This is a genomic window from Mycobacterium seoulense (assembly GCF_010731595.1).
In the GTDB taxonomy this organism is placed as follows: Bacteria; Actinomycetota; Actinomycetes; order Mycobacteriales; family Mycobacteriaceae; genus Mycobacterium; species Mycobacterium seoulense.
The window spans coordinates 3,764,841-3,789,594 of sequence record NZ_AP022582.1 but is presented as its reverse complement, the minus strand read 5'-3'; the positions used below and the strand labels follow the sequence as shown (position 1 = coordinate 3,789,594).

Here is a 24,754-nt window from a genome sequence, read left to right as displayed (position 1 = left end):
TACTGTTACCGGTGATGTCCGGGGTGTTTACGCGGCTGGTAGGCCAGGACGTGGTGACGGCCGAATTGCTCGCCGCCGCCAGGGCCGCCCGCGGTGATCCGGTTCACAGCGACGCCGGCGGCGGGACTATGACACATGCGTGGCTGATCACTGGTCCCCCGGGATCGGGGCGTTCGGTCGCGGCGCTGTGCTTCGCGGCCGCACTGCAGTGCACCTCCGACGGGGAACCCGGCTGCGGGCAATGCCGGGCGTGCACGACGACGATGGCCGGTACCCACGCCGACGTGCGCCGGGTGATCCCCGAAGGGCTGTCCATCGGGGTCGACGAGATGCGCGGCATCGTGCAGATCGCGTCGCGGCGCCCGGCCACCGGTCACCGGCAGATCGTGGTCATCGAGGACGCCGACCGGCTGACCGAAGGTGCGGCCAACGCGCTGCTGAAGGTCGTGGAGGAGCCGCCGCCGTCGACGGTGTTCCTGTTGTGCGCGCCGTCGGTGGATCCCGAGGACATCTCCATCACGTTGCGGTCCCGCTGCCGGCACGTCGCGCTGGTCACCCCGCCGACGGAGGCGATCGCGCGCGTGCTGATCGACAGCGACGGCCTGACCCCCGAGACCGCGAACTGGGCGGCGTCCGTCAGCGGCGGCCACGTGGGCCGGGCGCGGCGGCTGGCGACCGATGCCGAGGCCCGGGCGCGCCGCGAGCGGGCGCTGGCGCTGGTGCGGGATGCCGCGACGCCGTCGCGGGCGTATGCCGCCGCCGAGGAGCTGGTGGCCGCGGCCGAAACCGAGGCCGTGGTGCTCACCGCGGACCGCGCCGAGGCGGAGACCGAGGAGCTGCGGACGGCCCTGGGCGCGGGCGGCACCGGCAAGGGCACCGCCGGGGCGATGCGGGGTGCCACGGGAGCGATGAAGGACCTCGAACGGCGGCAGAAGTCGCGTCAGACGCGGGCCTCGCGCGACGCCCTGGACCGGGCGCTGATCGACCTGGCGACGTATTTCCGCGACGCCCTCATGGTCTCGGCGGGCGCGGGGTCGGTGCGGCCGAACCATCCCGACATGGCCGACCGGGTGGCGGCCCTGGCCGCCCATGCCCCGGCCCCGCGCCTGCTGCGCTGCATCGAGGCGGTCCTTCAGTGCCGCGAGGCGCTGGCGATGAACGTCAAGCCCAAATTCGCCGTGGACGCCATGGTGGCCACCTTTGGCCAGGAACTGCGCGATTGATTTCGTCGCGCCCGCCCGGCTGCCGTAGACTCGTGCCGCCCGGCATGAGGGTGTGCCGCCTTAGCTCAGTCGGTAGAGCGATTCACTCGTAATGAATAGGTCGGGGGTTCGATTCCCCCAGGCGGCTCCACACCTTCGCCGAGTGCGAAGCCGGCCGCACGCCCGGCGGCCGATCAGGCCGGCGCCAGGAAACCCACCGGACCCGACGCGAGGCACAACGCCAGCGCGGTCGTGTTGGCGCGCACGGTGATCGCGTCCCCCGCGCCCGGCAGCCGGGCGAAGACCCGGTTGAGCCCCGGGTGCACGGGCACCTTGACGCCGGGTCCCTGCGTCATCGACAGCGTCATCGTTCCCTCGCTGTTGGCCAGGTAGTTGAGTTCGACGCTCCAGTCGGCGGGCAGCAGCGGCCCGTCGAGGACCAGGCGCGCCGGCTTGTCCGGCTGCGCGAAATAACCGCACCGCGGCATGGGCCCCGCCACGATGGTCCGCACCCAGGTCACCCGCGCCTTGACCAGGTGACCGGAGCTGTCCAGCATCCGCAATTGCGTTGTGGCCAAGGCGAATTCGGGCCTATTCCGCAGCAGGGCGAACATGTGACTGGCCAGGTTCTCCGGCGCCGCCACCCGCTGCAGCACCAGCGGGTCGACCTCCTGGTCCAGCAGCGGCGCCGTCGACGCCGCGTGCGCCGCGGCCAGATCGGCCTGCGCGTTCTGTAGATAACGCTGCGCCGGGTTGTCCCGCCAGCTGGTCAGAAACGTCGCCGTCGAGTACAGGCTGCTCGCCACGAACAGCGCCGCCACAACCAGCGTCACCGCGGTGCGTCTGGGCGAGGCGTCCAGCCAGCGCGGTCCGGCGGGCCGGTTCGGCGCGCAGAATGCGACGGCGGCCAGCAGCGCCAGCACGAAGACGAGATCCGGGAAATAGCGCAGGGTTTGGGCGAGTTCCAGCGCGGTCTGCTTCGACGAGCGCATGAGGTAGATCGGCACCTGGCACGCGACGGCGTACCCGGACGCCGTCAGCCACACCGCCCCGATGCGCTGCTTGCGCAGCAGCGACACCACCAGCGCGCCGGCCAGCGCCAGCCAGCCGAGGGCCATCACCGAGGGTGGGGGCGTGGCCCACGGCGAGGCCGGCGCCCACCGGTCCCAGTGCCACGGGCCGCCGGCCAGCCCCGGCACGATGCCGTGCGTGACCGACCGCACCAGCAGCTGGGCCGTCATCGCCAGGTCGGAACTCCACCGCCGCTGGTTCACCACGGCCAGATAGAGCGCGATCCAGCCGACGGTCAACGAAAGCGTCGCGACCCACAGCCGGACGCCGGCCCGCCACACCGTCCGCAGCGCCGCCGGTTCACCCTGGACGTGGCGTAGCAGCGCCGCCACCGCGAAGGCGACGAACGGGATGACCGCCGCCTTCTCGAAGAACAGCAGCCCGCCGAAATAGACCAGCGTCCCGGTCACGGCGTAGCGCCGGTCGCCGGTCCGCAGCAGCAGGACGGCGTCGGCGCATACCCAGGCCAGCGCGGCCAGCATGGGCAGCGAGTTCAGCGCCGCCGCCCACCACGCGAACCCCGGCACGGCCAGTGGCGTGAACAGTGCGAACGTCAGCGGGACCAGCAACACCGGCCGCCAGCCGAGGATGACGTACAGGGCGCGCAGCAGCGCCAGCGAGGCCAGCAGCTGCAGCACCAGCAGGCTGATGGCCGGCCAGGTCCAATTCAGGGGAGCCAGCCGGACGATGGCGCCGCCGAGCAGGAAGGCGCCCGGCATGACGTGGCCGTCGTGGTCGTCGAACAGGTACGACGGCGAGAGCAGGTTGTGGGTGCCGGCCTTGCCGATGAGGATCAGGTCGTCCCAGTAGAAGTAGCCCCCGAACGCCAGCGTCGCGCGAACTCCCAGCGCAATGGCGATCAGCGCGACGGCCGCGGCCACTATGTATGGTGGGCCGGTGCGCGTACTGGTCACCGGGGCAGCCGGATTCATCGGGTCGACGCTAGTCGACCGTCTGCTGGCCGACGGCCACGCGGTGGCGGGGCTCGACAACTTCGCCACCGGCCGCGCGACCAACATCGAACACCTGGCCGGCAATCCGGCGTTCGTGTTCGTCGAGGCGGACATCGTCACCGCCGACCTGCGGGCCATCCTCGACGAGCACCGGCCCGAGGTGGTGTTCCACCTGGCGGCCCAGATCGACGTGCGGCACTCGGTGGCCGACCCGCAGTTCGACGCCTCGGTCAACGTCGTCGGCACGGTGCGTCTCGCCGAGGCGGCGCGGCTGGCCGGGGTGCGCAAGGTCGTGCACACCTCGTCGGGCGGGTCCATTTACGGCACCCCGACGCAATACCCGACACCGGAGACCGTGCCCACCGACCCGGCCTCGCCGTACGCCGCCGGAAAGGTGGCCGGCGAGATCTACCTGAACACCTTCCGCCACCTCTACGGCATGGACTGCTCGCACATCGCCCCGGCCAACGTCTACGGTCCCCGCCAGGACCCGCACGGCGAGGCCGGCGTGGTGGCGATCTTCGCCCAGGCGCTGCTGTCGGGCAAGCCCACCAAGGTGTTTGGCGACGGCGGCAAGACCCGTGACTACGTGTTCGTCGACGACGTGGTGGACGCCTTCGTCAAGGCCGCCGGGGAGGCCGGTGGCGGGCAGCGCTTCAACGTCGGCACCGGCATCGAAACCTCGGACCGGCAACTGCATTCGGCGGTGGCGGCGGCCGTCGGGGGCCCCGACGACCCGGAGTTTCATCCGGATCGCCTGGGCGACCTGAGGCGGTCCTGCCTCGACATCGGTTTGGCCGAACGGGTTTTGGGATGGCGGCCGCGGGTCCGGCTCGACGACGGTGTGCGCCGCACGGTCGAGTACTTCCGCAACGCCCAGACCGTCTAGCTCCGCTCGGCGGGCTCCTGGGCACCCTCGAGGGCTACCGCCCGGGCGAGGCGCGCGTAGCGCAGCTCCAGGTCCTTGAACCGCATGTAGGTGCTCAGCGTGGTGAAGCAGAACGCCATGACCAGCGCGTAGAGCATCAGGTCGGTGCCGCGGCGCACCCCGAACCAGTTGGCCACCACCGTGGTGTCGTCGGGCCGCAGCACCGCGTAGACACCGGCCAGCACGAAGACGACGTAGCCGACCTTGACCCACGCCTTGGACCGTGAGTTCCTGCGGGACCGCAGCAGGTAGACCAGCAGCGCGACGATCGAGCCGATCAGCAGCACCTGGATCCAGTTCATCTTTCGGTCCTTTTCATCTCGGAATCCTCCCTCGCAGGAAACCGTCGAAGATGATGTTGACGCCGTTGAGCAGCGGCTGACCCTTCGACTTCGAGTAATCGGTGTAGAGCACCTCGATCGGTTGTTCGACGACGCGCCAATGGTTTTCGGCGATCAGCATGATGAACTCGTTGGCGTGGCTCATGCCGCTCATGGTGATGTCCAGCCCGTCGGCGACCTTCTTGTTGAACACCCGCAGCCCATTGTTGGTGTCGGTCAAGCCAAGTCGGCGACCGCGCCGGCTCAGCCGCGCGGCGGTCTGCAGCACCAGCCGCTTCACGAACGGCGGCCGGGTGCCCCGGTGCGCGCCGAACCGGGTCCCGATGACGACGTCGACGCCCTCGGCGCAGAGCCGGTCGACCATCGCCGCCAGGTCCTTGACCCGATGCTGCCCGTCGCCGTCGAACGTGGCGAACACCTGCGCCCCAGGCTGTTTGCGGGCGTACTCGACGCCGGTCTGGATGGCCGCCCCCTGCCCCAGGTTGATCGGGTGGCGCACCAGGTGGGCACCGGCGCTCCTGGCGATCTCGCCCGTGCCGTCGGTGCTGCCGTCATCCACGCAGACGACATTGTCGAAGACCGAGCGCACATCGGCGACCACCTCGCCGATGACGGCGGCTTCGTTGAAGGCGGGGATGACGACCCACGCGCCCGGGTATTTGGATGCAGTGTCCATTCAAGCCCAAAAGGTACACGCGATCAGCCGGTCAGGCGGTCGGCGCGCGCCAGCGCCACCAGATGAACGGCGATTCCGACCATCGGGCCGCACAACAGGCCGACCACGGTGCGCGTCTGCAGCGGCAACGGCAACAGCAGCAACAATCCCGACGCCACCGTGGCGCCCACCCAGCCCAGCGAGTAGGCCCGGTGCAGCGCGAATGCCACCGCGCCGGAACCGGTGAGCGTCAGCATGGCGATCGCAACCGCGGCGGCCGTCAACCAGGCCAGCAGCGCGCCGCTGGCCTGGTACTGCGGCCCGAAGGCGACCCGCAGCAGCCACGGCCCCACGACGCCGGCCGTCACCACCCCCACCGCGCCGACGCCGCCGATGATCCCGGCCGGGGCGATCAGGGCACGAAGCCGGTCGCTGCGCGCGTCGACGAAATGCGCGATCAGGTTGCCCTGCATGGCCGTCAGCGGCACCAGCAGCGGCGCCCGCGTCAACGTCACGGCGAGGATGATGACCCCGCCTTCGGCCCCCAGCTCGTTGCTGGTCAGCTTCAGCAACACCGGAAATCCCATCACCAGAACCGCGCTGGCGCCGGCGGCGGTGATCGAATGGGCGGCGCCCCGCAGGAAGGTCTGGGTGCCACCGGGCGTCAGCTGACGGGCGGCGGCCCGCGCCGAGGGGGAGGCCGCCAGCATGATCAGCCAGGCGCCCGCGCCCGCGACGGTGGCCCACAGGAAGCCGACCAGGCGCCAGCCGACCAGCACGGTGGCCGCGGCGACGGTCACCCGAAGGACCGCGTCGGTCACCATCAGCGCGCCGTACCCCGTCCACCGATCGGTGCCGGCCAGCATGCCCAGCAGGGCGGCGTGCACGCAGAAGCCGGCCAGCCCGACGCTCAGCAGCGCCACCGACAGCCAGCGTTGTTCGATGAAGACCCGCCCGCCCCACAGCGGCGAGCTGCCGGCGATCACGACGGCCGCACCCACGCCGAGCAGGGCGGCCACCCGCAGCGGGTGGGTTCGCGGTTCGTCCACGCCCGGCGACGCCGCCGCGAGGTGGCGGGTCGAGCGGACCTCCCGGGTGGTCTCCTGCATCAGCCCGAAAGCGGCGCCGGTGGCCAGGCCGAACGCCCCCCAGAACACCCCGAACACCGAAAAGCCGCCCGGGGCCAGGTCACGGGCGGCCAGGTAGATCACCGCGTAACCGCACAGCGCGGTCACGGCCGTCGCGGTGGCGACCCGGGCCACGCTGCCGCGCGTGGTCGGACCGGCGCCGGTGGGGGCTTGGGTACCGCCGACTTCGGGCATCGCCACAATCTGTAAATAGTAAGTGGCCGTGGAGGCCGGTCTGCGGCGGCGACCGGGGTTCGCTATCGTGGGCGGCTGTCGGAAAGGACCTTGGCCGCCTTGCGCATCTTCGGGATCTCGCTGTTGGTCACCGTGGCGGCCCTCGCGGTCGGATATGCCCACGGCGGCCTGCGGGACCTCTTCTTACTGCTGGTGCTGGCCACCCTCGAGGTGTCGCTGTCGTTCGACAACGCCATCATCAACGCCGCGATCCTCAAGCAGATGAGCCCGTTCTGGCGGCAGATGTTTCTGACCGTCGGGATCCTCATCGCCGTGTTCGGCATGCGGCTGCTCTTCCCGCTGCTGATCGTTTGGGCCACGGCCGGCCTCGACCCCGTTCGCGCGATGGAGCTGGCGACGCATCCGCCGCCGCACGGCGCGCTGGAATTCCCCGACGGCTCGCCCAGCTATGAAAAGCTGATCGGCGCCGCGCATCCGCAGATCGCGGCGTTCGGCGGCACCTTCCTGTTGATGCTGTTTCTGGACTTCGTTTTCCACGACCGAGACATCAAGTGGCTCAAGTGGATCGAGATCCCGTTCGCCCGCATCGGGCGGCTGGGCCAGGTGCCGGTGGCGGTGACCGCGGCCGCGCTGATCCTGGTCGGCACAGGGTTGACGCACTCCGGCGACGAGCGCGCGACCGTGCTCACCGCCGGGTTGGCGGGCCTGGTGACGTACCTGTTGGTCAACGGGTTGAGCCGGGCGTTTCGGCCGCCGGACATCGAGGCGGCGTCGGCGGGCACGGCGGTCGGCAAGGCCGGCCTGACCCTGTTTCTCTACCTCGAGGTCCTCGACGCGGCGTTCTCGTTCGACGGGGTCACCGGCGCCTTCGCGATCACCTCGGACCCGGTCGTCATCGCGCTGGGGCTCGGTCTGGTGGGCTCGATGTTCGTCCGGTCCATCACGATCTTCCTGGTGAAGCAGGACGCGCTGGACCGGTACGTGTACCTCGAGCACGGCGCGCATTGGGCCATCGGGGTGCTGGCGGTGATCATGCTGCTGTCGATCGAACCGCGGTTCGAGGTGCCCGACCCGGTCACCGCCTCGGTGGGTGTGGTGTTCATCGGGGCGGCGCTGGGCTGGAGCGTGCTGCGCAATCGGCGCCAGGCCAAGGCCGCCGCGGTGGCCGGTTAGGCCTCGATCTGGCCGGCGATGCGCCGTTCGATGCCGGCCCGCGCGGGGGCCGGCAGCACGATCAGGCCGTCCAGTTCCTTGCCGGCACGCGCGTAGGCATTCTGTCGTTCCTCGCGGGTGGCCGCGTCGTCCTGGGCCAAATGCAGCAAGCTCAGGGCCCGCGCCATCCGTTGTTGCTCGTCCGCCGAGAAGTCGCTGCGACGGCGGCGAATCGCCTCGGCCTCGGCGATCTCGAAGGCACTGATGTACTCGTGGACGGCGTCGCGGTATTCCACGAGCGCGTCGCGGTTGCCGACCAGCCCCTCGGGCGGTTCCGGCCGCAGCAGGTCCGCGTGTCGCTTCGCCCGATGGAACGCGATGGTCAGCGGAGCCCGCATGTCGGTCATCATCGGAAAGTCCAGCAGCCGCGCGACATCGACCTCATAGTCGAACCACCGGGCGTCGGTACGGTCGTGTGCCGCAACGAGTTTGGCGATCTCGCGCCGATCGTTTTCCTCGTTGGTCCGCGCCCGGCCCGAGGCCTCGGCCACCGCGATCTTGGCTTGCTGCTTCAGCCGGTACCGTTCCAGCCGGCGCTCAGCCCGCCGCTCGTTCGCGGCGGCAATGGCCCGAAGCCCTCCGCCGATCGCACCGCCCAGCGGAAAAACCAGCCACCAGAAGTTGGCGGCGAAATGCCACACAGGGGTCACCTCGCCAGGATGCCACCGGAAATCGGCGCGCGGTTACGCCGCGAGCGTCAATGCGGTCAGTGCCCGCCCGCCTTGAAGCGTTCCACCGAGCGTTGCACCTCCGCTTCGGCTGCGGCACGGTCGGCCCAGTCGGCCGCCTTGACGAACTTGCCCGGCTCCAGCGCCTTGTACTGCGAGAAGAAGTGCTTGATCACATCCAGTTCGTGCTCCGGCACATCGCCGATGTCCTGGATGTGGTCCCAGCGGTGGTCGCCGGCCGGCACGCACAGCACCTTGTCGTCGCCGCCGGCCTCGTCGACCATCCGGAACATGCCCACCGGGCGCGCCTCGACGATGACGCCGGGAAAAACCGACTCCGGCAGCAGCACCATCGCGTCCAGCGGGTCGCCGTCATCACCGAGGGTGTCCTCGATGAAGCCGTAGTCGGCGGGATAGGCCATCGTGGTGTACAGGTAGCGGTCCAGACGGACGCGGCCCGTCTCGTGATCGACCTCGTACTTGTTGCGCTGGCCCTTCGGAATCTCGATGGTCACGTCGAATTGCACTCTGCGCTCCTTAGATCTGGGCGTTTCGCGGTGGTCCGTTGCGTCGGGCATCACCCTAGTCGAGGCCTGTGCGCCGGATTCGGCAGAATGGGTTGAAGAGAGTCAGGAGAGCGATGGGTTTCACTCGCTGGCAAAAATCCACCCATGTGTTCGTCGGGTTGGCTGTGCTGGCGTTTGTCGCCGCCGTGGTGGCGGCGGCGACGTTTTTCACCTCCGCGGGGCATGGCGGCATCAATTCGCACGCGCCCATACCGCCTCCGCACGCGCCGACGGTCAAGCCGGGAATGGTCCCGGTCAGCGACACGGCCGAGACGCCCAGCCCCGCCGGGGTGACAGCGGCGCTGGCGGCCATCGCGGCCGATCCGAACCTGGGCAGGCTCGGTGGTCGGGTCACCGATGCCATCACCGGCAAAGAGCTCTGGCAGGTCGCGGACGACATGCCGCTCGTTCCGGCGTCGACCAACAAGGTGCTGACGGCGGCCGCGGCCCTGCTGACCCTGGACCGGCAGGCCCGGATCAGCACGCGGGTGGTGGCCGGCAGCCAGGACGCGCAGGGGCCCGTCGTGCTGGTCGGTGCGGGCGACCCCGCGCTGTCGGCGGCGCCGCCCGGCGTGGACACCTGGTACCGCGGGTCGGCCCGGCTCAGCGACCTCGTCGAGCAGATCCGCCGCAGCGGCGTGACGCCGACCGCGGTGCAGGTGGACACCTCGGCGTTCAGCGGGCCGACGATGGCGCAGGGCTGGGACGTCGCCGACGTCGACAACGGCGACATCGCGCCGATCGAGTCGGTGATGATCGACGCCGGGCGCATCCAGCCGAGCACCGTCAATTCCCGGCGGTCCCGGACGCCGGCGCTCGACGCCGGGCGGGAATTGGCCAAGGCGCTGGGCCTGGACCCAGCGGCGGTGACGATCGCGACGGCTCCGTCGGGGGCGCGGCAGCTGGCCGTCGTGCAGTCCGCGCCCTTGGTCCAGCGGCTGTCCGAGATGATGGACCACTCCGACAACGTGATGGCCGAATGCATCGCCCGCGAGGTGGCGGCCGCGATCAACCGGCCGCGCAGCTTCGCCGGCGCGGCCGACGCGGTGACCAACCGGTTGAGCACCGCGCACGTCGACACCGGCGGCGTCGCGCTGATGGACTCCAGTGGGCTGTCGGTCGATGACCGGTTGACCGCCAAGACGCTCGACGGCGTGCTGCAGGCCGCCGCGGGACCCGACCAGCCGGCGTTGCGCGCGCTGCTGGACCTGCTGCCGATCGCCGCCGGCAGCGGGACGCTGGGCGACCGGTTCACCGACGCGGCGTCCAATCAAGGGCCGGCCGGCTGGCTGCGCGCGAAGACCGGCTCGCTGACCGCCGTCAACGCCCTGGCCGGGGTGCTCACCGACCGCAGCGGACGGGTGCTCACGTTCGCCTTCATCTCCAACGCCGCCGGACCCAACGGCCGCAACGTGATGGACGCCCTGGCCACCAAGCTGTGGTCGTGCGGGTGCTCATGAGCGCGTCCTCGGAGCTGACACTCGGTACCGCCGTCGACTGGGGCTTCGCCGCCACCGTCGGCCGGCGGTTGGCCCGGCCGGGGCCGCCGTCGAGCGAGTACACCCGGCGCCAGGTGATCGACGAGCTCACCAGGTCGGCCGCCAAGGCCGAACCGCCCGTTCGTGAGGTCACCGGGCTGGTGACCGACGGCGTCGTTCCCGCCGCCCGGATCGTCGACCGCCCGGAGTGGATCGCCGCGGCGGCGGAGTCGATGCGGGTGATGATGAACGGGGCCGAGAAGCCGCGGGGCTTCTTCACCGGCCGCGTCACCGGGGCGCAGACCGGGGCGGTGCTGGCGTTCGTTTCGTCGGGAATCCTCGGTCAGTACGACCCGTTCGCGGCCGCCAAAGAGGGCTGTCTGCTGCTGGTGTATCCGAACGTCATCGCCGTCGAGCGGCAACTGCGCGTCGCGCCCTCGGACTTCCGGTTGTGGGTCTGCCTGCACGAGGTGACCCATCGGGTGCAGTTCACCGCCAACCCGTGGCTGTCCGAGCACATGTCCCAGGCCCTGTCCGTGTTGACGCGGGACGCAGGAGAGGACGTGGCGCAGGTGGCGAGCCGGCTCGCCGATTACGTCCGCAACCGCGGCAACTGGGCGGCCGATGGCGGCTCGTCGGGAATCGTCGGCCTGGTGCGCGCGGTGCAGTCAGAGCCCCAGCGGCAGGCGCTCGATCGGCTGCTGGTGCTCGGCACGCTGCTGGAGGGCCACGCCGACCACGTGATGGATGCGGTCGGGCCCATGGTGGTGCCGTCGGTGACCACCATCCGCCGCCGATTCGACGAGCGCCGCAACCGCAAGCAACCGCCCCTGCAGCGGCTGGTGCGCGCCCTGCTGGGCCTTGACGCCAAGCTCAGCCAGTACACGCGGGGCAAGGCGTTCGTCGACCACGTGGTGGGGCGGGTCGGCATGGAGCGGTTCAACGCCATCTGGACCGGGCCCGAGACGTTGCCCGTTCCCGCCGAGATCGAGGAACCCCAGCGATGGATCGACAGGGTGCTGTAGGGCAGCTGCGCGCGGCTGTCGAGGAATTCATCAAGGCGCATGTCGCCACGGCCGAGCAGTGGTGCGTGGCACTGTCGGGCGGCCCGGATTCCCTGGCGCTGACCGCGGTGGCTGCCCAGCTGCGGCCCACCACCGCGGTGATCGTCGACCACGGCCTGCAACCCGACTCCGCCGCCGTCGCGGAAGGCGCGCGGGCGCAAGCCGTCAGCTTGGGATGTGTTGCGGCGCAAGTGGTTCGAGTGCACGTGGGCAACCAGGGCGGACCCGAGGCCGCCGCCCGCGCCGCCCGCTACGCCGCCTTGAGCGCATACCACGCCGGCCCGGTGCTGCTGGGCCACACGCTCGACGACCAGGCGGAGACGGTGCTGCTCGGGCTGGGCCGCGGGTCGGGCGTGCGGTCGATCGCCGGGATGCGGCCGTACGACTCGCCGTGGGGCCGGCCGTTGTTGGGGGTGCGGCGCGCCGTGACCCATGCCGCGTGCGGCGAGCTGGGCCTGACCGCCTGGCAGGATCCACACAACACCGACCGCCGCTTCACCCGGACCCGGCTGCGCCTCGACGTGCTGCCGCTGCTGGAGGACGTGCTGGGCGGCGGCGTGGCCGAGGCGCTGGCCCGCACGGCGACGGCGCTGCGCGAGGACACCGAGCTCATCGACGCGCTCGCCGCCCAGGCGCTGCCCGAGGCGAAGGCGGGTGCGGGGCTGCAGACGCAGGCCCTGGCCGGGATGCCCGCCCCGGTGCGGCGCCGGGTGATCCGCGGCTGGCTCCTGGCGGGTGGCGCAACCGGCCTGACCGACAAGCAGATTCGCGGCGTCGACGCGCTTGTCACGGCCTGGCGCGGGCAGGGCGGGGTGGCGGTCGGTTCGGCCCTGCGCGACGAGCGGCTGATCGCTGGGCGGCGCGACGGCGTGCTCTCCCTGTGGCGTGAACCGGTTGAAAAGCCCGACCGATAGGCGCAATACCGGGGTCGCCGTTGGTTTTTCGGCCGTTGGCGTGGCACGCTGTGGGCGTGGCCCAGATCTCCTCGGCGATCACCCCCCCGCAGCCCGTGGAGCTGTACCCGGGGGACATCAAGTCGGTTCTGCTGACCGCCGAGCAGATCCAGGCGCGAATCGCCGAACTCGGCGAGGAGATCGGTGGGCAATACCGCGACGTCGTGACCGAGACCGGTCAGGATCTGCTGCTGATCACCGTGCTCAAGGGCGCTGTGATCTTTGTCACCGACCTGGCGCGGGCGATCCCGGTGCCCACCCAGTTCGAGTTCATGGCCGTGAGCTCCTATGGATCCTCGACCTCGTCGTCGGGCGTGGTGCGGATTCTGAAGGACTTGGACCGCGACATCCAGGGCCGCGACGTGCTGATCGTCGAGGACGTCGTGGACTCGGGGCTGACGCTGTCGTGGCTGCTGCGCAACCTCACCAGCCGCCATCCGCGCTCGCTGCGGGTGTGCACGCTGCTGCGCAAGCCGGACGCGAAGGGCGCCAACGTCGACATCGCCTACGTGGGCTTCGACATCCCGAACGACTTCGTCGTGGGCTACGGCCTGGACTACGACGAGCGCTACCGCGACCTGTCGTACATCGGCACCCTGGACCCCAGGGTCTACCAGCAGTAGGTCCGCGCCCGGCTACGCCGCGCTTGCGATCGCCTCGAGTTCGTTGGTGGCGACCCGCCGCGCCCGGCTAGGCGATCGCCACTAGTCCAGCTCCCACACGGCGGTCACCGAAAAGCTCACTGTCTGCTGGCCCGGTTCCAGCGGGACCGCGCTCGGCATGGCCCTCGGTGGCGCCGGCGGCCCGCCCGCCGTCGGCTCGGTGGCCTCCGAAATGGACAGCACCCTGCCCAACCGGAGCCCGGACAGCTGGGCATACTGTTCGGCGCGGTTCTTGGCGTCGTTGAACGCTCGCGCGCGCGCATCCTTCACCAGCTGCGCGTCATCGGCGATGGAGTAGCTGACCGACTTGATCCGGGTGGCATCGCCGCCGGTGCCCACGATGAGGGCCAGCATCCGCGACGCGGCGTCGGGCGGGTGGATCTTGACCGCGATGGCGTTGGTGGCGCGGTAACCGGTGATGGTCGCGGTGCCGTTGGGCTCGGGGTTGCTGAACTGCGGCTGCAGCGTGACCTCGGTGGTGCTGATGTCCTTGCGGTCGACGCCGGCGCCGGCCAGCGCGTTGATGACCGCTTGCTGACGGTCGTTGGTCTGGTTCATCGCGGCGGTCACGTCGGGCGCCGTGAATTCGATGCCGACGTCGGCGGTCAACGTGTCCGGGACGCCCTGGACTTGCCCGGACCCGAAGACGGTGACCTGACGGGGGTTGACCCCGGGGGCGGGCGCCGACGGCGGGGAATCGCATGCCGACAGCGTGGCCGCTGCCAGCCCGGCGGCGGCCAAGGCGATCAACTTGCGGGAAAATCTCGGGGCGTTCGTTGCGGCCGGCATGACTGGCACCCTAGCCGCCCGGGACCCGCCGATGCTACGGGCCGGTCGCGGCAGCTCCCCTGCGGAGCACCGGCGACTCGAATAATGCTGTGCCGAAACACATTTGGTCTCAACCGCCGCTCTGACTTAGCCGTGGCAAACCATGTCTGGGCCTTTACGGCGCCACATATAAGTACATATATGACTCCAAACATATTGGTTCACAATCAATTTCATGTCAAAAGCATATGTTTGCGGGGTAATCAGCCAGCTAAGTGAACAGTTATCGACTCGGCGATGAATTGGCGTCTCCGGGGCTGTCATCCGTGGACATCGCTGCCCTAGCGTGTCGAGACGTCTGACTCGGCGCCAATCACAGGCGCTGAAAGCTGTTGCAATGATGGACTTTTGAGGAGGGGAAATGTCGTTCATGATGGCCCGACCGGAGATGATGGATGTGGCCGCCGCTGAGCTGCACGGCATCAACGCGGCCGTGCGGGAGGGAAATTCGGCCGTAGTGGTCCCGACAACCGGCGTGGCGCCCGCCGCCGCCGATCTGGTGTCGATATTGACTGCGGCCCAGTTCTCCTGGCACGCACAGCTCTTCCAGGAGATCAGTGCTGAGGCCGCGAGTGTTCGTGAGCAGCTGGCGACAACGCTCGGCATCAGCGCCGGTTCGTACGCCGCAACGGAGGCGGCCAACGCTGCCGCGGTCGGTTAGGCGGAAAGGCAATGCTGGATTTCGCGCAGTTGCCGCCTGAGATCAACTCCGCCCTGATGTACTCGGGGCCGGGATCGGGGCCCCTCCTGGCCGCTGCGGTGGCATGGGACCGGCTGGCTGCCGAGCTGCATTCCGCGGCGGCCTCCTATGGGTCGGTGATCACGGGCCTTACCGACGGACCGTGGCAGGGGCCGGCTGCGTCGTCAATGCTGGCTGCGGCCGCACCGCAAGTGGCGTGGCTACGCGGTACGGCCGGGCGGGCGGAACAGGCCGGCGCTCAAGCCGTGGCTGCAGCGGGGGGCTATGAGGCCGCGTTCGCCGAAACGGTGCCCCCGGCGGTGGTCGCGGCGAATAGGGCGTTGTTGGCGCAGTTGATGGCGACGAACGTTCTTGGCCAGAACACCGCGGCAATCGCGGCGACCGAGTCGCAATACGGCGAGATGTGGGCGCGAGACGCCGCCGCGATGTACGGATACGCCGGTACGTCGGCCGCGGCCTCGACGCTGCCACCCTTCGAACCGGCGGCACCCGCTACCAACCCGGCCGGGGTCGCCGGCCAGGCGGCTGCGGTGGCCCAAGCGGCCGGCGTCGGCGCAAGCGACAACGCACAGGTGCTCGACGCGGTGCCTCAGACGCTGTCGTCGCTGGCCGGGTTGACGAGCGATCCGCCGGCGAATCCCGCGCTTTCCCTTGGCGGGATGATCGGGCTGAACCCCGAGGGAGACGGGATAGTGGTGGGCGGTCCATTGGGTGACCTGTTGGAGGGTCTGACCGGGTCGCAGACCCTGGACGCCAGCACGCCCTTTGACGCGTTCATCCGATTGATCTCGCCGATACGGCTATTCACCACCTCGTTCAAAGACATGCAAGGCATCGCCCAGGGCATGATGCCCGCCGCGAAGTCCGCCGCCGAGGGCACCGCCAAAGCGGCCGAGGCGGTTCTGCCCGCCGCCATTCCGGGCGCGGGCGTGGGCTCGATCGGCGCGATCGGCGGCGCCGTCGGCAAGGCGGCATCGATCGGCGGGTTATCGGTGCCAGGGGCATGGGCGAGCGCGGCGCCGACGGCACCCGTCACCGTGGCGCTCAACGGCGGCACTGCCGCAGCGGCTGTCGAACCCGCCACGAACGCGGTGGGTGGAGTGCCGATGATGCCCGGCGCCGGGACCGGACGCAGTGCGGCAGCCCACTTTGTCGCGCCGCGATACGGTTTCAAGCCCACCGTCATCGCTCAGCCACCGGCGGGAGGCTGATTCGTATGCCGCGCGCGGGCGCGCGTCAGAACGGCGGATCGTCGGGCAGGGCCTGTGGGGCCGGCTCATCGGGAATCCAGTCCGGCGGTAGTTCTTCCGGTTCTTTGGGATCATTCACCCAGGTGCAGAAGGGGCTGGTGCTCGGCGCGCCTTTGAACAGAAAGAGCATGTCGCGCATGTGGTTACGAAACTTGCGTGCTGCGATTTCCTGTTGCCGGGCCTCCTCCAGCGCTCGCCGCGCTTCGTTGATCGGCCGTTGTACCCGGTTGTGGTTGCGCGCCTGAGTGATTCGCGCGCTGCGTTGCTGCGATCGGGTCCGTCTCGCAAGCACAGGTGGTGAGCAGGCCGGACGGGCCGTCTGGGGGAACAGGTCGGCACCGGCGGGCGACGTGCGGTAAGTCCGTCCCGCAGGCGACCGCCAGATCACGGTGCCGTCAGCCAGCTGCTCATCGCGCCAGCCACCGAAAGTTTTGAGCCGATGATGTTGTCGGCAAAGACATTTCAGGTTTTCCGCGACGGTCCGCCCGCCGGCCGCCGGGTTCTGGTGGTTGAACGGAATGGTGTGGTCGAGGTCGCAGACGACGGCCGGCCGGCTGCACCCGGGGAAGCGGCAGGTGAGATCGCGGCACCGGACGGCCCGTTCCAAGGCCGCGGATGGTTGGTAGCGCAACGCCTCGACCGTACTCGTCACCGGATCTGCGACGAGTACGGATGCCGCGGCCGCCAATCGGCGCACCTGCTCGGCGTCGATGACGCCGTAGCCCTCCAGGTAGCCGGGCTCACCGCCACCGGCGTAGACGGTCTGCTCGCTGGCCACCACGTTGATGACCACCTGCGCCGCGGCCCCTCGATCCGGGCCGCGGCCACCGGGTCGGTTGGGGCACTCCGGTTCTCCGCAGGCGCAGGCCAGCCCGCGGCCCTCGGCCAGCGCGGCGAGTGCGTCGGCCCGGCGCTGGTCCAGCGTCCGCGGGTCCGTCGGGCACACCTGCTTGGCAAGCTGTGAGAGCCGTCGGTCAAAGGCGGTTGCGGCCGTGGCGGCGACCGACCCGTAGATGTCGGCCATCCCGTCGTCTCTGGTGCTGATTGCGACGTGGCGGTCGTCCTGGGCGGCAACGTGGCGCTCGCGCGCGGCGTCGGGATCGGTGGCCCGGACCGCGGCGTCGACGGCGTTGACGATGCGCTGCTTGGACCACCCGTGCCAGTTGCCGATGCGTTCGGCGAGCGATTGGTCGATATCGGCGATCAGGTTCTCGTCGGTCACCAGATCGGTGCGGGTGATGATCAGGCGCGCTGTGCGCCAGTCCGTCCGGCCCGCCGCGAGCAGGGCCCCGATCTTCGGCAACCGGGTGTCCAGCGCCTCCGCGTACGACACCACATAGCTGGCCGCGACGGGCGAGAGGTTCATCGCGGCGGCGACCTCGGCGGCGGTCTGCTCGAACGCGTCGATCGCCGCATATTCGCGCGGGCGCTCCGGCGCCCCGGCGGCGGCCGTACGATGCCGCAGCAGCGCCGCTACCGCGGCCATTCTCCGGGCCACCAGCTCTGCTTCCTGCCGGTGCGTCGACTCGATCACCTTCACCAGGGAGGCGGGGTCAGGCGCTATCTCGAACATGTGTTCGATCATAGCCGGTGGCGCCGACAAACAACCGTCAGCCGACGACGACTAGCCGGGCGAGGCGTCCGGCGTCGGATTCGGCATCAGCACTCGCTGTCGGGTGGTGGCCCGGAAAGGGTCCAGCGACTGCCCATCAGCCAGGGCTCCGTGCACGTCTTCCGGCGTGATCAGGCCGAGTTCAACCTGCAGCCAGGTGGCGCTCAGCCCGAACGCGTGCGCGGCGCGCCGGGCCTCCTCGGCGTCGGGGAAGTCGTCGGCGTTGGCGCGCCCGCCGGCCCCGTACCAGCGTCCTTTGGTGACACCGCAGGCGTCGCGCAACTGCTCGACGGTGATGTCGCGGTTCAGCGTCGCCTCGAGCAGGCGCCTCAGCCCCCAGCCCGCGGCGTTCGTTCGTGGCATCCACCCAGAGTAACCCGGTGCAGAAAGACGGGCAAACCGTCTCCACCTGCGAGTTATAAGCCGAAACCAAGAAATCGCGACCGAAGACTGGACATAGATTCCTTATTTATGACATAGTGTCACCAAGTACGACAAACCAAGCCGAAATCCGGCATCGCACGAGGAGAAGACACATGTCGTTCCTGACCACCGACCCGGAGCTGCTGTCAGCCGCAGCCGGCCAGCTGCAGGCGATCGGCGCCGCGGTGGCCGCGGCCAACTCGATGGCCGGGTTTTCGATCACGGGCGTGGTCCCGCCGGCGGCCGATGAAGTTTCGGTCATGACCGCGGCCGCCTTCGCCGGTTACGGCCAGCAATATCAGGCGATCAGCGCCGAGGCGAGCATGATCCACGAGCAGTTCATCAAAGCCCTGGGCCTGAGTGCCGATTCGTATTCGGCCACCGAGGCAGCCAATGCGACGCAGGCCGCGGGTGGTCACCTGGCGCCCGCGCGCATGGCCCCCGTCGCGCCTGCCCGTCCAGCACCCGCGATGCACACCCGGGTTGCGCCGGCTGCGCCGAACCGCGTGACCCCGACCGTCCCCGGCCGGCCGGTGCCCGGCGTCCCCGCCGGCGCAGGCCCCGCCGCTCCCGGCCCACTCGCGGCGGCGACGCCCCTCGGCCAGGGTTGGCGCGGCGGCGGCAACTACGGCGGCCACATGACACCGCAGCACGGCGGCTATGCCAACGCCGACTACGGCCGTCACATGGCACCGCAGCACGGCGGCTATGCCAACGCCGACTACGGCCGTCACCCGGCAACTCCCGCCGAGCACCTCGCGCCCGCGCACGTGGCGCCCGCCCAGCATCTCGAGCACGTGGCGCCCGCCCGCCCGGCGCCCGCCGAGAATGTCGCGGGCGCGGATTTGGCGGCCGGTCAGCACATCTCGCCTGCGCAGCTGGCGCCGACGGCGCCTATCCACCGGATGCCGCTGGGTGCCGCGGATTTGGGGGCCGGTCAGCACATCTCGCCTGCGCAGCTGGCGCCGACGGCGCCTATCCACCGGATGCCGCTGGGTGCCGCGGATTTGGGGGCCGGTCAGCACATCTCGCCTGCGCAGCTGGCGCCGACGGCGCCTATCCACCGGATGCCGCTCGCGGCCGCCGACCTGGCGCCGGCCTTGCCCGCCGAACACGTCGCCCCGATGCACCTGCCTGCCGGCACGCCCGGCGAGCACGTCGTGCACGCGCACGCGGCCATCAAAGCCGCCGCCAGCCCGAAGCCCGTGCCGGCGCTGGCATAGCGCAACCACGGAAAGAGAGGAATTAGTCATGGATTTCGGTGCGATGCCCCCGGAGATCAATTCCGGCCTGATGTACGCAGGACCGGGGCCGGCGTCGATCCTGGCGGCCGCGATGGCCTGGGAGGTGCTGGCCGCGGAACTGCGTTCAGCCGCGACGGGCTACGGGACGGTGATTCTCGACCTCACCGAATCCGGCTGGCAGGGCCCGTCGTCGATGGCGATGGCCGCGGCCGCCGCTCCCTACGTGGCCTGGATGCACGCCACGGCCGCGCAGGCCGAGCAGGCGGGGATGCAGGCGACGGCGGCGGCCGTGGCACACGAGGCGGCGTTCGCGGCCACCGTGCCGCCGCCGCTCATCGCCGCCAATCGGGCCCTGTTGATGCAGCTCGTCGCGACCAACTTCCTGGGGATAAACACCCCGGCGATCGCGGCCACCGAGGCGCAGTACGGCGAGATGTGGGCCCAGGACGCCATGGCCATGTACGCCTATGCCGGCGCCTCGTCGGCGGCGGCCATGCTCGCGCCGATGGCGGTCGCTCCGCCCACCACCTCCGCCGGGGCCGCTATGCAGGGCGTCACCCAGGGAATGGCGACTCAAGCGGGCATGGGGCTGACCTCGACGCTCAATTCGCCCGCCTCGTCGCTGGCGAGCGGCTTCCCATCGGCGATCAGCAGCTTCACCGACCTACTCGGCATGCCCTTCGGCCAGGGGGGCGGCGCCGGGACGACGGCACTGGGCGGGGTGCCCGCATCCAGCGCCGCCCTGGCCGGCGGCATGCCCGCATCCGGCTCCTTCTCCCCGGGGGCGATGTCCGGGATGCAACGTTTCATCCCCGCCCAGCCGCTGATGCAAGCTCCGGAGAGGCTGGCGCCCGCGCGGCTGATGCCGTCGGCGGCCATGGGCCAGGCCACCCCCGTCGGAGGCCTGTCGGTCCCGCCCGGCTGGACCGCGGCGACTCCCGAAGCTGGCGCGCCGGCCGGCGCACCACTGGCGGGTGCCGGCGCTGCGGCTCGAATGCTGCGGCCCTCGAGCAGCTCCGCGGCCCAAGTGGGCGGTATGGAGATGCGCGGATTCGGCGGCACCATGCCGGCTCCCGCAAGCGTATTGCCGCGCGTGGTCGGATGACGGAAGGAGCGCTCTCGACATATCGGTGACCAAACTTCGCAACCAACAACCACTTTCGAAGGAGAGTATCAATGACAACACGATTCATGACCGATCCGCACGCAATGCGGGACATGGCGGGCCGCTTCGAGGTCCACGCCCAAACGGTGGAGGACGAGGCCCGCAAGATGTGGGCGTCGTCGCAGAACATCTCCGGCGCGGGCTGGAGCGGAACCGCCGAGGCGACGTCGTACGACACCATGGGCCAGATGAATCAAGCGTTCCGCAACATCGTCAACATGCTGCACGGCGTGCGGGACGGGCTGGTTCGTGACGCCGACAACTACGAGCAGCAAGAGCAGGCCTCCCAGCAGGTCCTGGGCAGCTAATCCACCAATCAACCCCTCTACCAACAGGAGACGTTCAACATGACGATCAACTATCAATTCGGCGATGTCGATGCCCACGGGGCCACCATTCGCGCACAGGCCGCGTCGTTGGAGGCCGAACACCAGGCCATCGTCCGTGATGTGCTTGCCGCCGGCGACTTTTGGGGAGGTGCCGGTTCGGCGGCGTGCCAGGAGTTCATCATCCAGCTGGGCCGCAACTTCCAGGTGATCTACGAGCAGGCCAACACCCACGGGCAGAAAGTGCAAACCGCGGGCAGCAACATGGCCGGCACCGACAGCGCCGTCGGATCCAGCTGGGCCTGACAGCTGGTTACGGGGTGACCAGAACCTTGCAGTGCCGTTCGGGGTCGGCGAGTTCGTCAAAGGCGGCGCCGACCCCGTCCAGGCCGACCTCCCCGGTGATCAGCGGGCTCACGTCGATGTCACCCTCGGCCAGCGCGCGCAGCGAGTCGGTGAACTCCTCCGGTGTGTAGGCAAGGACGAACTGAACATTGATCTCTTTGGCAATCGCGAAGAACGGATGCACGGTGTCGGGCTGCATGCAAACGCCGGCGACCACCAGGCGGGTGCCCGGCCGGGCCCGGAGCAGGACGTCATCGATGATGCCGGGCACTCCGACCGCCTCGAACACCACCGCGGGCTTGACGGAGTCGAACGGCGAGCCCTGCGCGGCGTCCAGCGTCTGGTGGGCGCCCATGGCAGCGGCCAGTTCGCGGCGCTTTGGCGAAAAATCGGACGCCACAACATTTTCGGCGCCGCGCGCGCGTAGGGCGGCGATGATCGCGATGCCGATCGGGCCGCACCCGATGACCAGGGCTGTCTCGCCGGGGGCGATGTTGGACTTGTTGACGGCGTGCAACCCCACCGCCATGGGTTCGGTCAGGGCCGCATGTTTGAAGTCCAGGCCGTTCGGGACGGGCAGCAGCAGCGGCGCCGAAAGGAGCATGCGTTCGGCGTAACCACCGATTGTGCTGTTGCTGTAGACGATTGGCTCGACGCCCTTGGCGGACAACAGCACCGGAAGCGAGGTGACCAGCGTTCCCGGCGGGTGGGTTTCGGTGCCGGGCCCGGCCTCGAGGACCTCGGCGCTGAACTCGTGCCCCATGAAGACGTCGTGGTTCAGGTCGACGTGCATGCCGCCCGCTTCGCCGGCCACCCGATCGCTCATCTGAAGCACGTGTGCGCCGTGCGCCGCGAAATGCAGGTCCGAACCGCATATCCCGCACGCCTGCACGCCGACGAGCACCTGCCCGGCCTCGGGCACGGGATCCGGCACGTCATCCCGACAGACCATCCGGCCGTCTCGCAATACCGCAGCGCGCATCAGCTTTTCACCCCCTTCTGTTCGTCGACGTGCTCGGTGATGGCTTTCACCACGGCCTCACCGGCTCGGCCGATCAATTGGTCACGATTGCCCTTGGCCCAGTCGTGCGACGAGCGCGACGCCGTCAGCTGTCCCTTGAAATGGGGGATCACCTTGCGCGCCATCAGCTCGTAGCAGTGATACGTCGCCTCGGGGGAGGCCCAGTCGTGGCCCAGCATCAGCAGCGTGCCGAAACCGCCTGAGCGGTCGAGCAGGTCTTCGATGTGGGCGATCGCGTCCTCGGGGGTTCCTATGCAGCAATTGCCCTTGGCCGCGTAATCCTCGACGAACTCGTGCGGCGTCTGGGCGCCCTCGACGGTGTTGGCCAACGGGACGAACCCCGCCGCGCCGAAGTAGTTGGCGAAATCCTGCAGCCCGTAGGTGCAGTCGTCGATGGCCCGCTCACGGCTGTCCGCGATGTGCATGATGCTCAGAACACGCCAGTCGGCTCGGTTCGGCTCGTCCCGGCCGGCTTTGGCGGCCTGCTCGCGCACCACGTCCCAAGTGGTTTCCAGCGCGGCGTAGCCGCCGGGCACCGACATCGACAACGACAGCAACGACGTGCCCAGCGCACCGGCCAGCCGCGGGCCGGACGGAGAAATCATTGCCGCCGTGGAGATTTCGGGATAGGGCCAGGTGTAGGGCCGGATATGCAGTTGCGCGTCGCGCAGCGTGAACCAGTCGGTGTGGCGGTCTATCCGCTCGGTGGGACCGGCGCGGAACAGAGCGAGGATCGCCTCCAGCGACTCCTGCATCATGTGCCGCTGGTCGACCGGGTCGATGCCCATCATGTAGGCATCCGACGGCAACGCGCCGGGGCCGGTGCCGAACATGACCCGGCCGCGGGTGAGGTGGTCGAGCAGCACCCAGCGATCGGCGACCATCAGCGGATGGTGGTAGGGCAGCGAAACCACGCCGGTGCCCAGCCGGATGTGTTTCGTGCGCTCGGCGGCGGCCGCGATGAAGACCTCCGGGCAGGCGATCAGCTCGTAGCCTCCGGAGTGGTGCTCGCCGAACCACGCTTCGTCGTAACCGAGCCGATCGAGCGCGACCACCCGTTCCATGTCGTATTCCAAAGCCACCGTCGGGGATTGGCCGATCGGGTGAAACGGTGTGATGAAGACACCGAAGCGAAGTGGCGCGCTCATCGCAACTCCAATCCATTGAGGAAGTCCAGTAGGGCCGCGTTCACCTCGTCGGGCCTTTCCTGCTGCAGCCAGTGCCCCGCGTCGTCGATCATCACCTGGCGGTAGGGGCCGGTGATCAACTGTGACGCGCGGTCGGCGCGGGTGAACGTCAACACCGGGTCGGCGGTTCCCCCGATAAAGAGCGCCGGCACAGTAATTTTCGCGTCGGCCAGCTCGGGAGTGGTCTCCCAGTTGCGGTCGAAGTTGCGATACCAGTTCAGGCCGCCGGTGAACCCGGTGCGAGAAAACTCGGCGACGTAGTGATCGAGTTCCTCCTGGCTGAGCCAGTCCGGCAACGCGTCCGGTTCGGGAAGGCGGTCGATGAACCCTTCGGGACCGGGGGCCACCATCCGCGACGCGGTGAGTGGGTCACCCGATGTCCGCAACCCGCCCATCATCCGCCGCATCGTCCGGGCGGGGTCGGCGTTGAGCTCAGCGTCGGCGACGCCGGGCTCCTGGAAGTACAGGATGTAGAAGAAGTTCTCGCCGAACGCCTTGCGCCATGCCTGCGTCGGCGCCGACTTCGGCCGGGGCACCGCCGGCACGCTGAGCGCGGCGACGGCCGCGACCCGATCCGGGTGCAGCAACGGGGCGTTCCACACCACCGCGGCACCCCAGTCGTGTCCGATCCATACGGCGCGTTCGGCGCCGACGTCGTCGAGCAGACCGACAAGGTCGGCCGTGAGCTGGTGTACGTCGTAAGCCTCGACCGCTTCGGGACGAGATGAGCCGCCATAGCCGCGCTGATCGGGCGCCAGCACGCGGTAACCCGCCTCGGCGAGGACCGGAATCTGGTGGCGCCACGAATAGGCCAGTTCGGGAAAGCCGTGGGCCAAAATCACGACGGGTGCGCCGCGCTCGCCCGCCTCGGTCACCCGCAGCTGCACACCGTTGGTCTCCACTAACCGTTCGGTTGATTTGAGCACCATGCCACCAAAGCACAACCCCTCCGGGGCTGAGAAGTATTCATGCTGATTGCGAATAGCATCCCAACGGCTTTCGTCGGCTGGTAGATATCGCCGTGAAGCCATCGCAGTTGCGCGAAAGCAAGGGGGACCGGGAATGAAGCGGCTCGACCACGTCGTCCTCTGGACGAGGAATCCGCGCGTCTCGATGGATTTCTATACGAGGGTGGTCGGGTTGGCGCCGGTCCGGTTCGCTGAGTTCGAGGCCGGCGATTCGCCCTTCCCGAGCGTGCGGGTCTGTGAGGACTCGATCATCGACTTGGTGCCGCTTGGCGATGTCGCCGGCGTCGAGTCGCTGACGCGGGTGCACGGCAGTGCCGGCCACCCGGTGAACCACGTCTGCCTCGCGCTGTCGAAGTCTGAATATGACGCGCTGGATCTTCGCCTGCAAGCGGCGGGAGTGGACACCGGCGCGCGACTGGGCCCCAATTTCGGGGCCCGCGGCTGGGCGCCGCAGGCCTACTACTTCGCCGATCCGGATGGCAACGTCGTCGAGGCGCGCTATTACGAATGATCACGAGACCGACGACTGCGCCGAGTGCCCGGCTGGGCGGGAACCCGCGCCCCAGCGCCCGGCTGGGCGGGAACCCGCCGTCGTTATATCCACAGATGT

Annotated in this window: 25 protein-coding genes, 1 tRNA gene and 1 pseudogene; 15 read left to right on the top strand and 12 right to left on the bottom strand. The window is 69.5% G+C overall.

Going from position 1 to position 24,754, the window contains the following annotated elements:
• Nucleotides 1-14: 14 nt before the first annotated feature.
• The gene (locus G6N37_RS17615; protein ID WP_163682336.1) at nt 15-1,223 is read left to right on the top strand and encodes a DNA polymerase III subunit delta'; all 1,209 of its coding nucleotides are present in this window, start codon (nt 15-17) and stop codon (nt 1,221-1,223) included.
• A gap of 54 nt (nt 1,224-1,277) precedes the next feature.
• Nucleotides 1,278-1,353 (top strand) — tRNA-Thr (locus G6N37_RS17610).
• 43 nt (nt 1,354-1,396) lie between these two features.
• On the opposite strand, the gene G6N37_RS17605 is transcribed toward G6N37_RS17610, so the two are convergent.
• A complete protein-coding gene (locus tag G6N37_RS17605; RefSeq protein ID WP_167527391.1) occupies nt 1,397-3,205 on the bottom strand; it encodes a hypothetical protein in 1,809 nt (602 codons plus the stop codon).
• Here G6N37_RS17605 and G6N37_RS17600 point away from each other — a divergent pair.
• Complete coding sequence (locus G6N37_RS17600) at nt 3,171-4,115, top strand: NAD-dependent epimerase/dehydratase family protein (protein WP_163682334.1); 945 nt, start codon at nt 3,171-3,173, stop codon at nt 4,113-4,115. The genes G6N37_RS17605 and G6N37_RS17600 overlap by 35 nt on opposite strands.
• Here the strand turns inward: G6N37_RS17600 and G6N37_RS17595 are convergent.
• The 3 genes from G6N37_RS17595 to G6N37_RS17585 are packed head-to-tail and all read right to left on the bottom strand — an operon-like array spanning nt 4,112 to nt 6,472.
• Nucleotides 4,112-4,456: a DUF2304 domain-containing protein gene (locus G6N37_RS17595; protein WP_163682332.1), complete on the bottom strand. Its 345-nt coding sequence runs from the start codon at nt 4,454-4,456 to the stop codon at nt 4,112-4,114. The two genes, G6N37_RS17600 and G6N37_RS17595, sit on opposite strands and share 4 nt — an antisense overlap.
• 13 nt (nt 4,457-4,469) lie before the next feature.
• Entirely contained in the window at nt 4,470-5,171 is a 702-nt protein-coding gene (locus G6N37_RS17590; protein WP_163682330.1) for a glycosyltransferase family 2 protein, read from the bottom strand.
• A 23-nt stretch (nt 5,172-5,194) separates the two neighbouring features.
• Entirely contained in the window at nt 5,195-6,472 is a 1,278-nt protein-coding gene (locus G6N37_RS17585; protein WP_163682328.1) for a hypothetical protein, read from the bottom strand.
• A 90-nt stretch (nt 6,473-6,562) separates the two neighbouring features.
• Between G6N37_RS17585 and G6N37_RS17580 the strand changes: the two genes are divergently transcribed.
• Nucleotides 6,563-7,645, top strand: a complete 1,083-nt coding sequence (locus G6N37_RS17580; protein WP_163682326.1) for a DUF475 domain-containing protein — start codon at nt 6,563-6,565, stop codon at nt 7,643-7,645.
• On the opposite strand, the gene G6N37_RS17575 is transcribed toward G6N37_RS17580, so the two are convergent.
• Nucleotides 7,642-8,334: a hypothetical protein gene (locus tag G6N37_RS17575; protein WP_167527390.1), complete on the bottom strand. Its 693-nt coding sequence runs from the start codon at nt 8,332-8,334 to the stop codon at nt 7,642-7,644. The two genes, G6N37_RS17580 and G6N37_RS17575, sit on opposite strands and share 4 nt — an antisense overlap.
• Before the next feature lie 56 nt (nt 8,335-8,390).
• Complete coding sequence (locus tag G6N37_RS17570) at nt 8,391-8,879, bottom strand: inorganic diphosphatase (RefSeq protein ID WP_163682324.1); 489 nt, start codon at nt 8,877-8,879, stop codon at nt 8,391-8,393.
• Between the two features lie 113 nt (nt 8,880-8,992).
• Here G6N37_RS17570 and dacB point away from each other — a divergent pair, with 113 nt between their 5' ends.
• Genes dacB through hpt form a run of 4 tightly spaced genes read left to right on the top strand, consistent with a single transcriptional unit; the run spans nt 8,993 to nt 13,036 of the window.
• Nucleotides 8,993-10,378 (top strand): D-alanyl-D-alanine carboxypeptidase/D-alanyl-D-alanine endopeptidase, encoded by a 1,386-nt coding sequence (dacB, locus tag G6N37_RS17565; protein ID WP_163682322.1) that lies wholly within the window; start codon nt 8,993-8,995, stop codon nt 10,376-10,378.
• Nucleotides 10,375-11,421 (top strand): zinc-dependent metalloprotease, encoded by a 1,047-nt coding sequence (locus G6N37_RS17560; protein ID WP_163685159.1) that lies wholly within the window; start codon nt 10,375-10,377, stop codon nt 11,419-11,421. Before dacB ends, G6N37_RS17560 begins: the two co-directional genes overlap by 4 nt.
• Nucleotides 11,400-12,374, top strand: coding sequence for a tRNA lysidine(34) synthetase TilS (gene tilS, locus G6N37_RS17555; RefSeq protein WP_163682320.1), 975 nt, complete (start codon nt 11,400-11,402; stop codon nt 12,372-12,374). The genes G6N37_RS17560 and tilS overlap by 22 nt, the downstream gene beginning before the upstream one ends.
• A 50-nt stretch (nt 12,375-12,424) precedes the next feature.
• Entirely contained in the window at nt 12,425-13,036 is a 612-nt protein-coding gene (gene hpt / locus G6N37_RS17550) for a hypoxanthine phosphoribosyltransferase (RefSeq protein ID WP_163682318.1), read from the top strand.
• An 81-nt stretch (nt 13,037-13,117) separates the two neighbouring features.
• Here hpt and G6N37_RS17545 read toward each other — a convergent pair whose 3' ends face one another.
• Nucleotides 13,118-13,864 carry an SIMPL domain-containing protein gene (locus G6N37_RS17545; RefSeq protein ID WP_163682316.1) on the bottom strand — a complete coding sequence of 249 codons (747 nt, stop codon included), beginning with the start codon at nt 13,862-13,864 and terminating at the stop codon, nt 13,118-13,120.
• A gap of 400 nt (nt 13,865-14,264) precedes the next feature.
• Here G6N37_RS17545 and G6N37_RS17540 point away from each other — a divergent pair, with 400 nt between their 5' ends.
• Together G6N37_RS17540 and G6N37_RS17535 are read left to right on the top strand one after the other, a co-directional pair.
• Nucleotides 14,265-14,564 (top strand): PE family protein, encoded by a 300-nt coding sequence (locus G6N37_RS17540; RefSeq protein ID WP_163682314.1) that lies wholly within the window; start codon nt 14,265-14,267, stop codon nt 14,562-14,564.
• A gap of 11 nt (nt 14,565-14,575) precedes the next feature.
• Nucleotides 14,576-15,814, top strand: coding sequence for a PPE family protein (locus G6N37_RS17535; RefSeq protein ID WP_163682312.1), 1,239 nt, complete (start codon nt 14,576-14,578; stop codon nt 15,812-15,814).
• A gap of 25 nt (nt 15,815-15,839) precedes the next feature.
• On the opposite strand, the gene G6N37_RS17530 is transcribed toward G6N37_RS17535, so the two are convergent.
• Complete coding sequence (locus tag G6N37_RS17530; RefSeq protein WP_163682310.1) at nt 15,840-17,426, bottom strand: HNH endonuclease signature motif containing protein; 1,587 nt, start codon at nt 17,424-17,426, stop codon at nt 15,840-15,842.
• A gap of 51 nt (nt 17,427-17,477) precedes the next feature.
• Nucleotides 17,478-17,828 (bottom strand): hypothetical protein, encoded by a 351-nt coding sequence (locus G6N37_RS17525; protein WP_163682308.1) that lies wholly within the window; start codon nt 17,826-17,828, stop codon nt 17,478-17,480.
• A gap of 173 nt (nt 17,829-18,001) precedes the next feature.
• On the opposite strand from G6N37_RS17525, the pseudogene G6N37_RS17520 reads away from it, so the two are divergent.
• The 4 genes and pseudogenes from G6N37_RS17520 to G6N37_RS17505 all read left to right on the top strand — a co-directional run.
• Nucleotides 18,002-18,295, top strand: a pseudogene (locus G6N37_RS17520) (PE family protein); the annotation flags it as partial.
• Nucleotides 18,296-19,139: 844 nt separating this feature from the next.
• Nucleotides 19,140-20,237, top strand: coding sequence for a PPE family protein (locus G6N37_RS17515; RefSeq protein WP_163682306.1), 1,098 nt, complete (start codon nt 19,140-19,142; stop codon nt 20,235-20,237).
• Between the two features lie 71 nt (nt 20,238-20,308).
• Nucleotides 20,309-20,605: a WXG100 family type VII secretion target gene (locus G6N37_RS17510; protein ID WP_163682304.1), complete on the top strand. Its 297-nt coding sequence runs from the start codon at nt 20,309-20,311 to the stop codon at nt 20,603-20,605.
• A gap of 39 nt (nt 20,606-20,644) precedes the next feature.
• The gene (locus G6N37_RS17505; protein ID WP_163682302.1) at nt 20,645-20,929 is read left to right on the top strand and encodes a WXG100 family type VII secretion target; all 285 of its coding nucleotides are present in this window, start codon (nt 20,645-20,647) and stop codon (nt 20,927-20,929) included.
• Between the two features lie 7 nt (nt 20,930-20,936).
• Here G6N37_RS17505 and G6N37_RS17500 read toward each other — a convergent pair whose 3' ends face one another.
• From G6N37_RS17500 to G6N37_RS17490, 3 genes are read right to left on the bottom strand one after another with little or no spacing between them, the layout of a single operon-like run.
• Nucleotides 20,937-21,950: a zinc-binding dehydrogenase gene (locus tag G6N37_RS17500; RefSeq protein ID WP_163682300.1), complete on the bottom strand. Its 1,014-nt coding sequence runs from the start codon at nt 21,948-21,950 to the stop codon at nt 20,937-20,939.
• Nucleotides 21,950-23,137, bottom strand: coding sequence for an LLM class flavin-dependent oxidoreductase (locus G6N37_RS17495; RefSeq protein ID WP_163682298.1), 1,188 nt, complete (start codon nt 23,135-23,137; stop codon nt 21,950-21,952). Before G6N37_RS17495 ends, G6N37_RS17500 begins: the two co-directional genes overlap by 1 nt.
• The gene (locus tag G6N37_RS17490) at nt 23,134-24,105 is read right to left on the bottom strand and encodes an alpha/beta fold hydrolase (RefSeq protein ID WP_276066431.1); all 972 of its coding nucleotides are present in this window, start codon (nt 24,103-24,105) and stop codon (nt 23,134-23,136) included. The genes G6N37_RS17495 and G6N37_RS17490 overlap by 4 nt, the downstream gene beginning before the upstream one ends.
• 133 nt (nt 24,106-24,238) lie before the next feature.
• On the opposite strand from G6N37_RS17490, the gene G6N37_RS17485 reads away from it, so the two are divergent.
• Nucleotides 24,239-24,655, top strand: coding sequence for a VOC family protein (locus tag G6N37_RS17485; protein ID WP_163682296.1), 417 nt, complete (start codon nt 24,239-24,241; stop codon nt 24,653-24,655).
• Nucleotides 24,656-24,754: the final 99 nt, after the last annotated feature.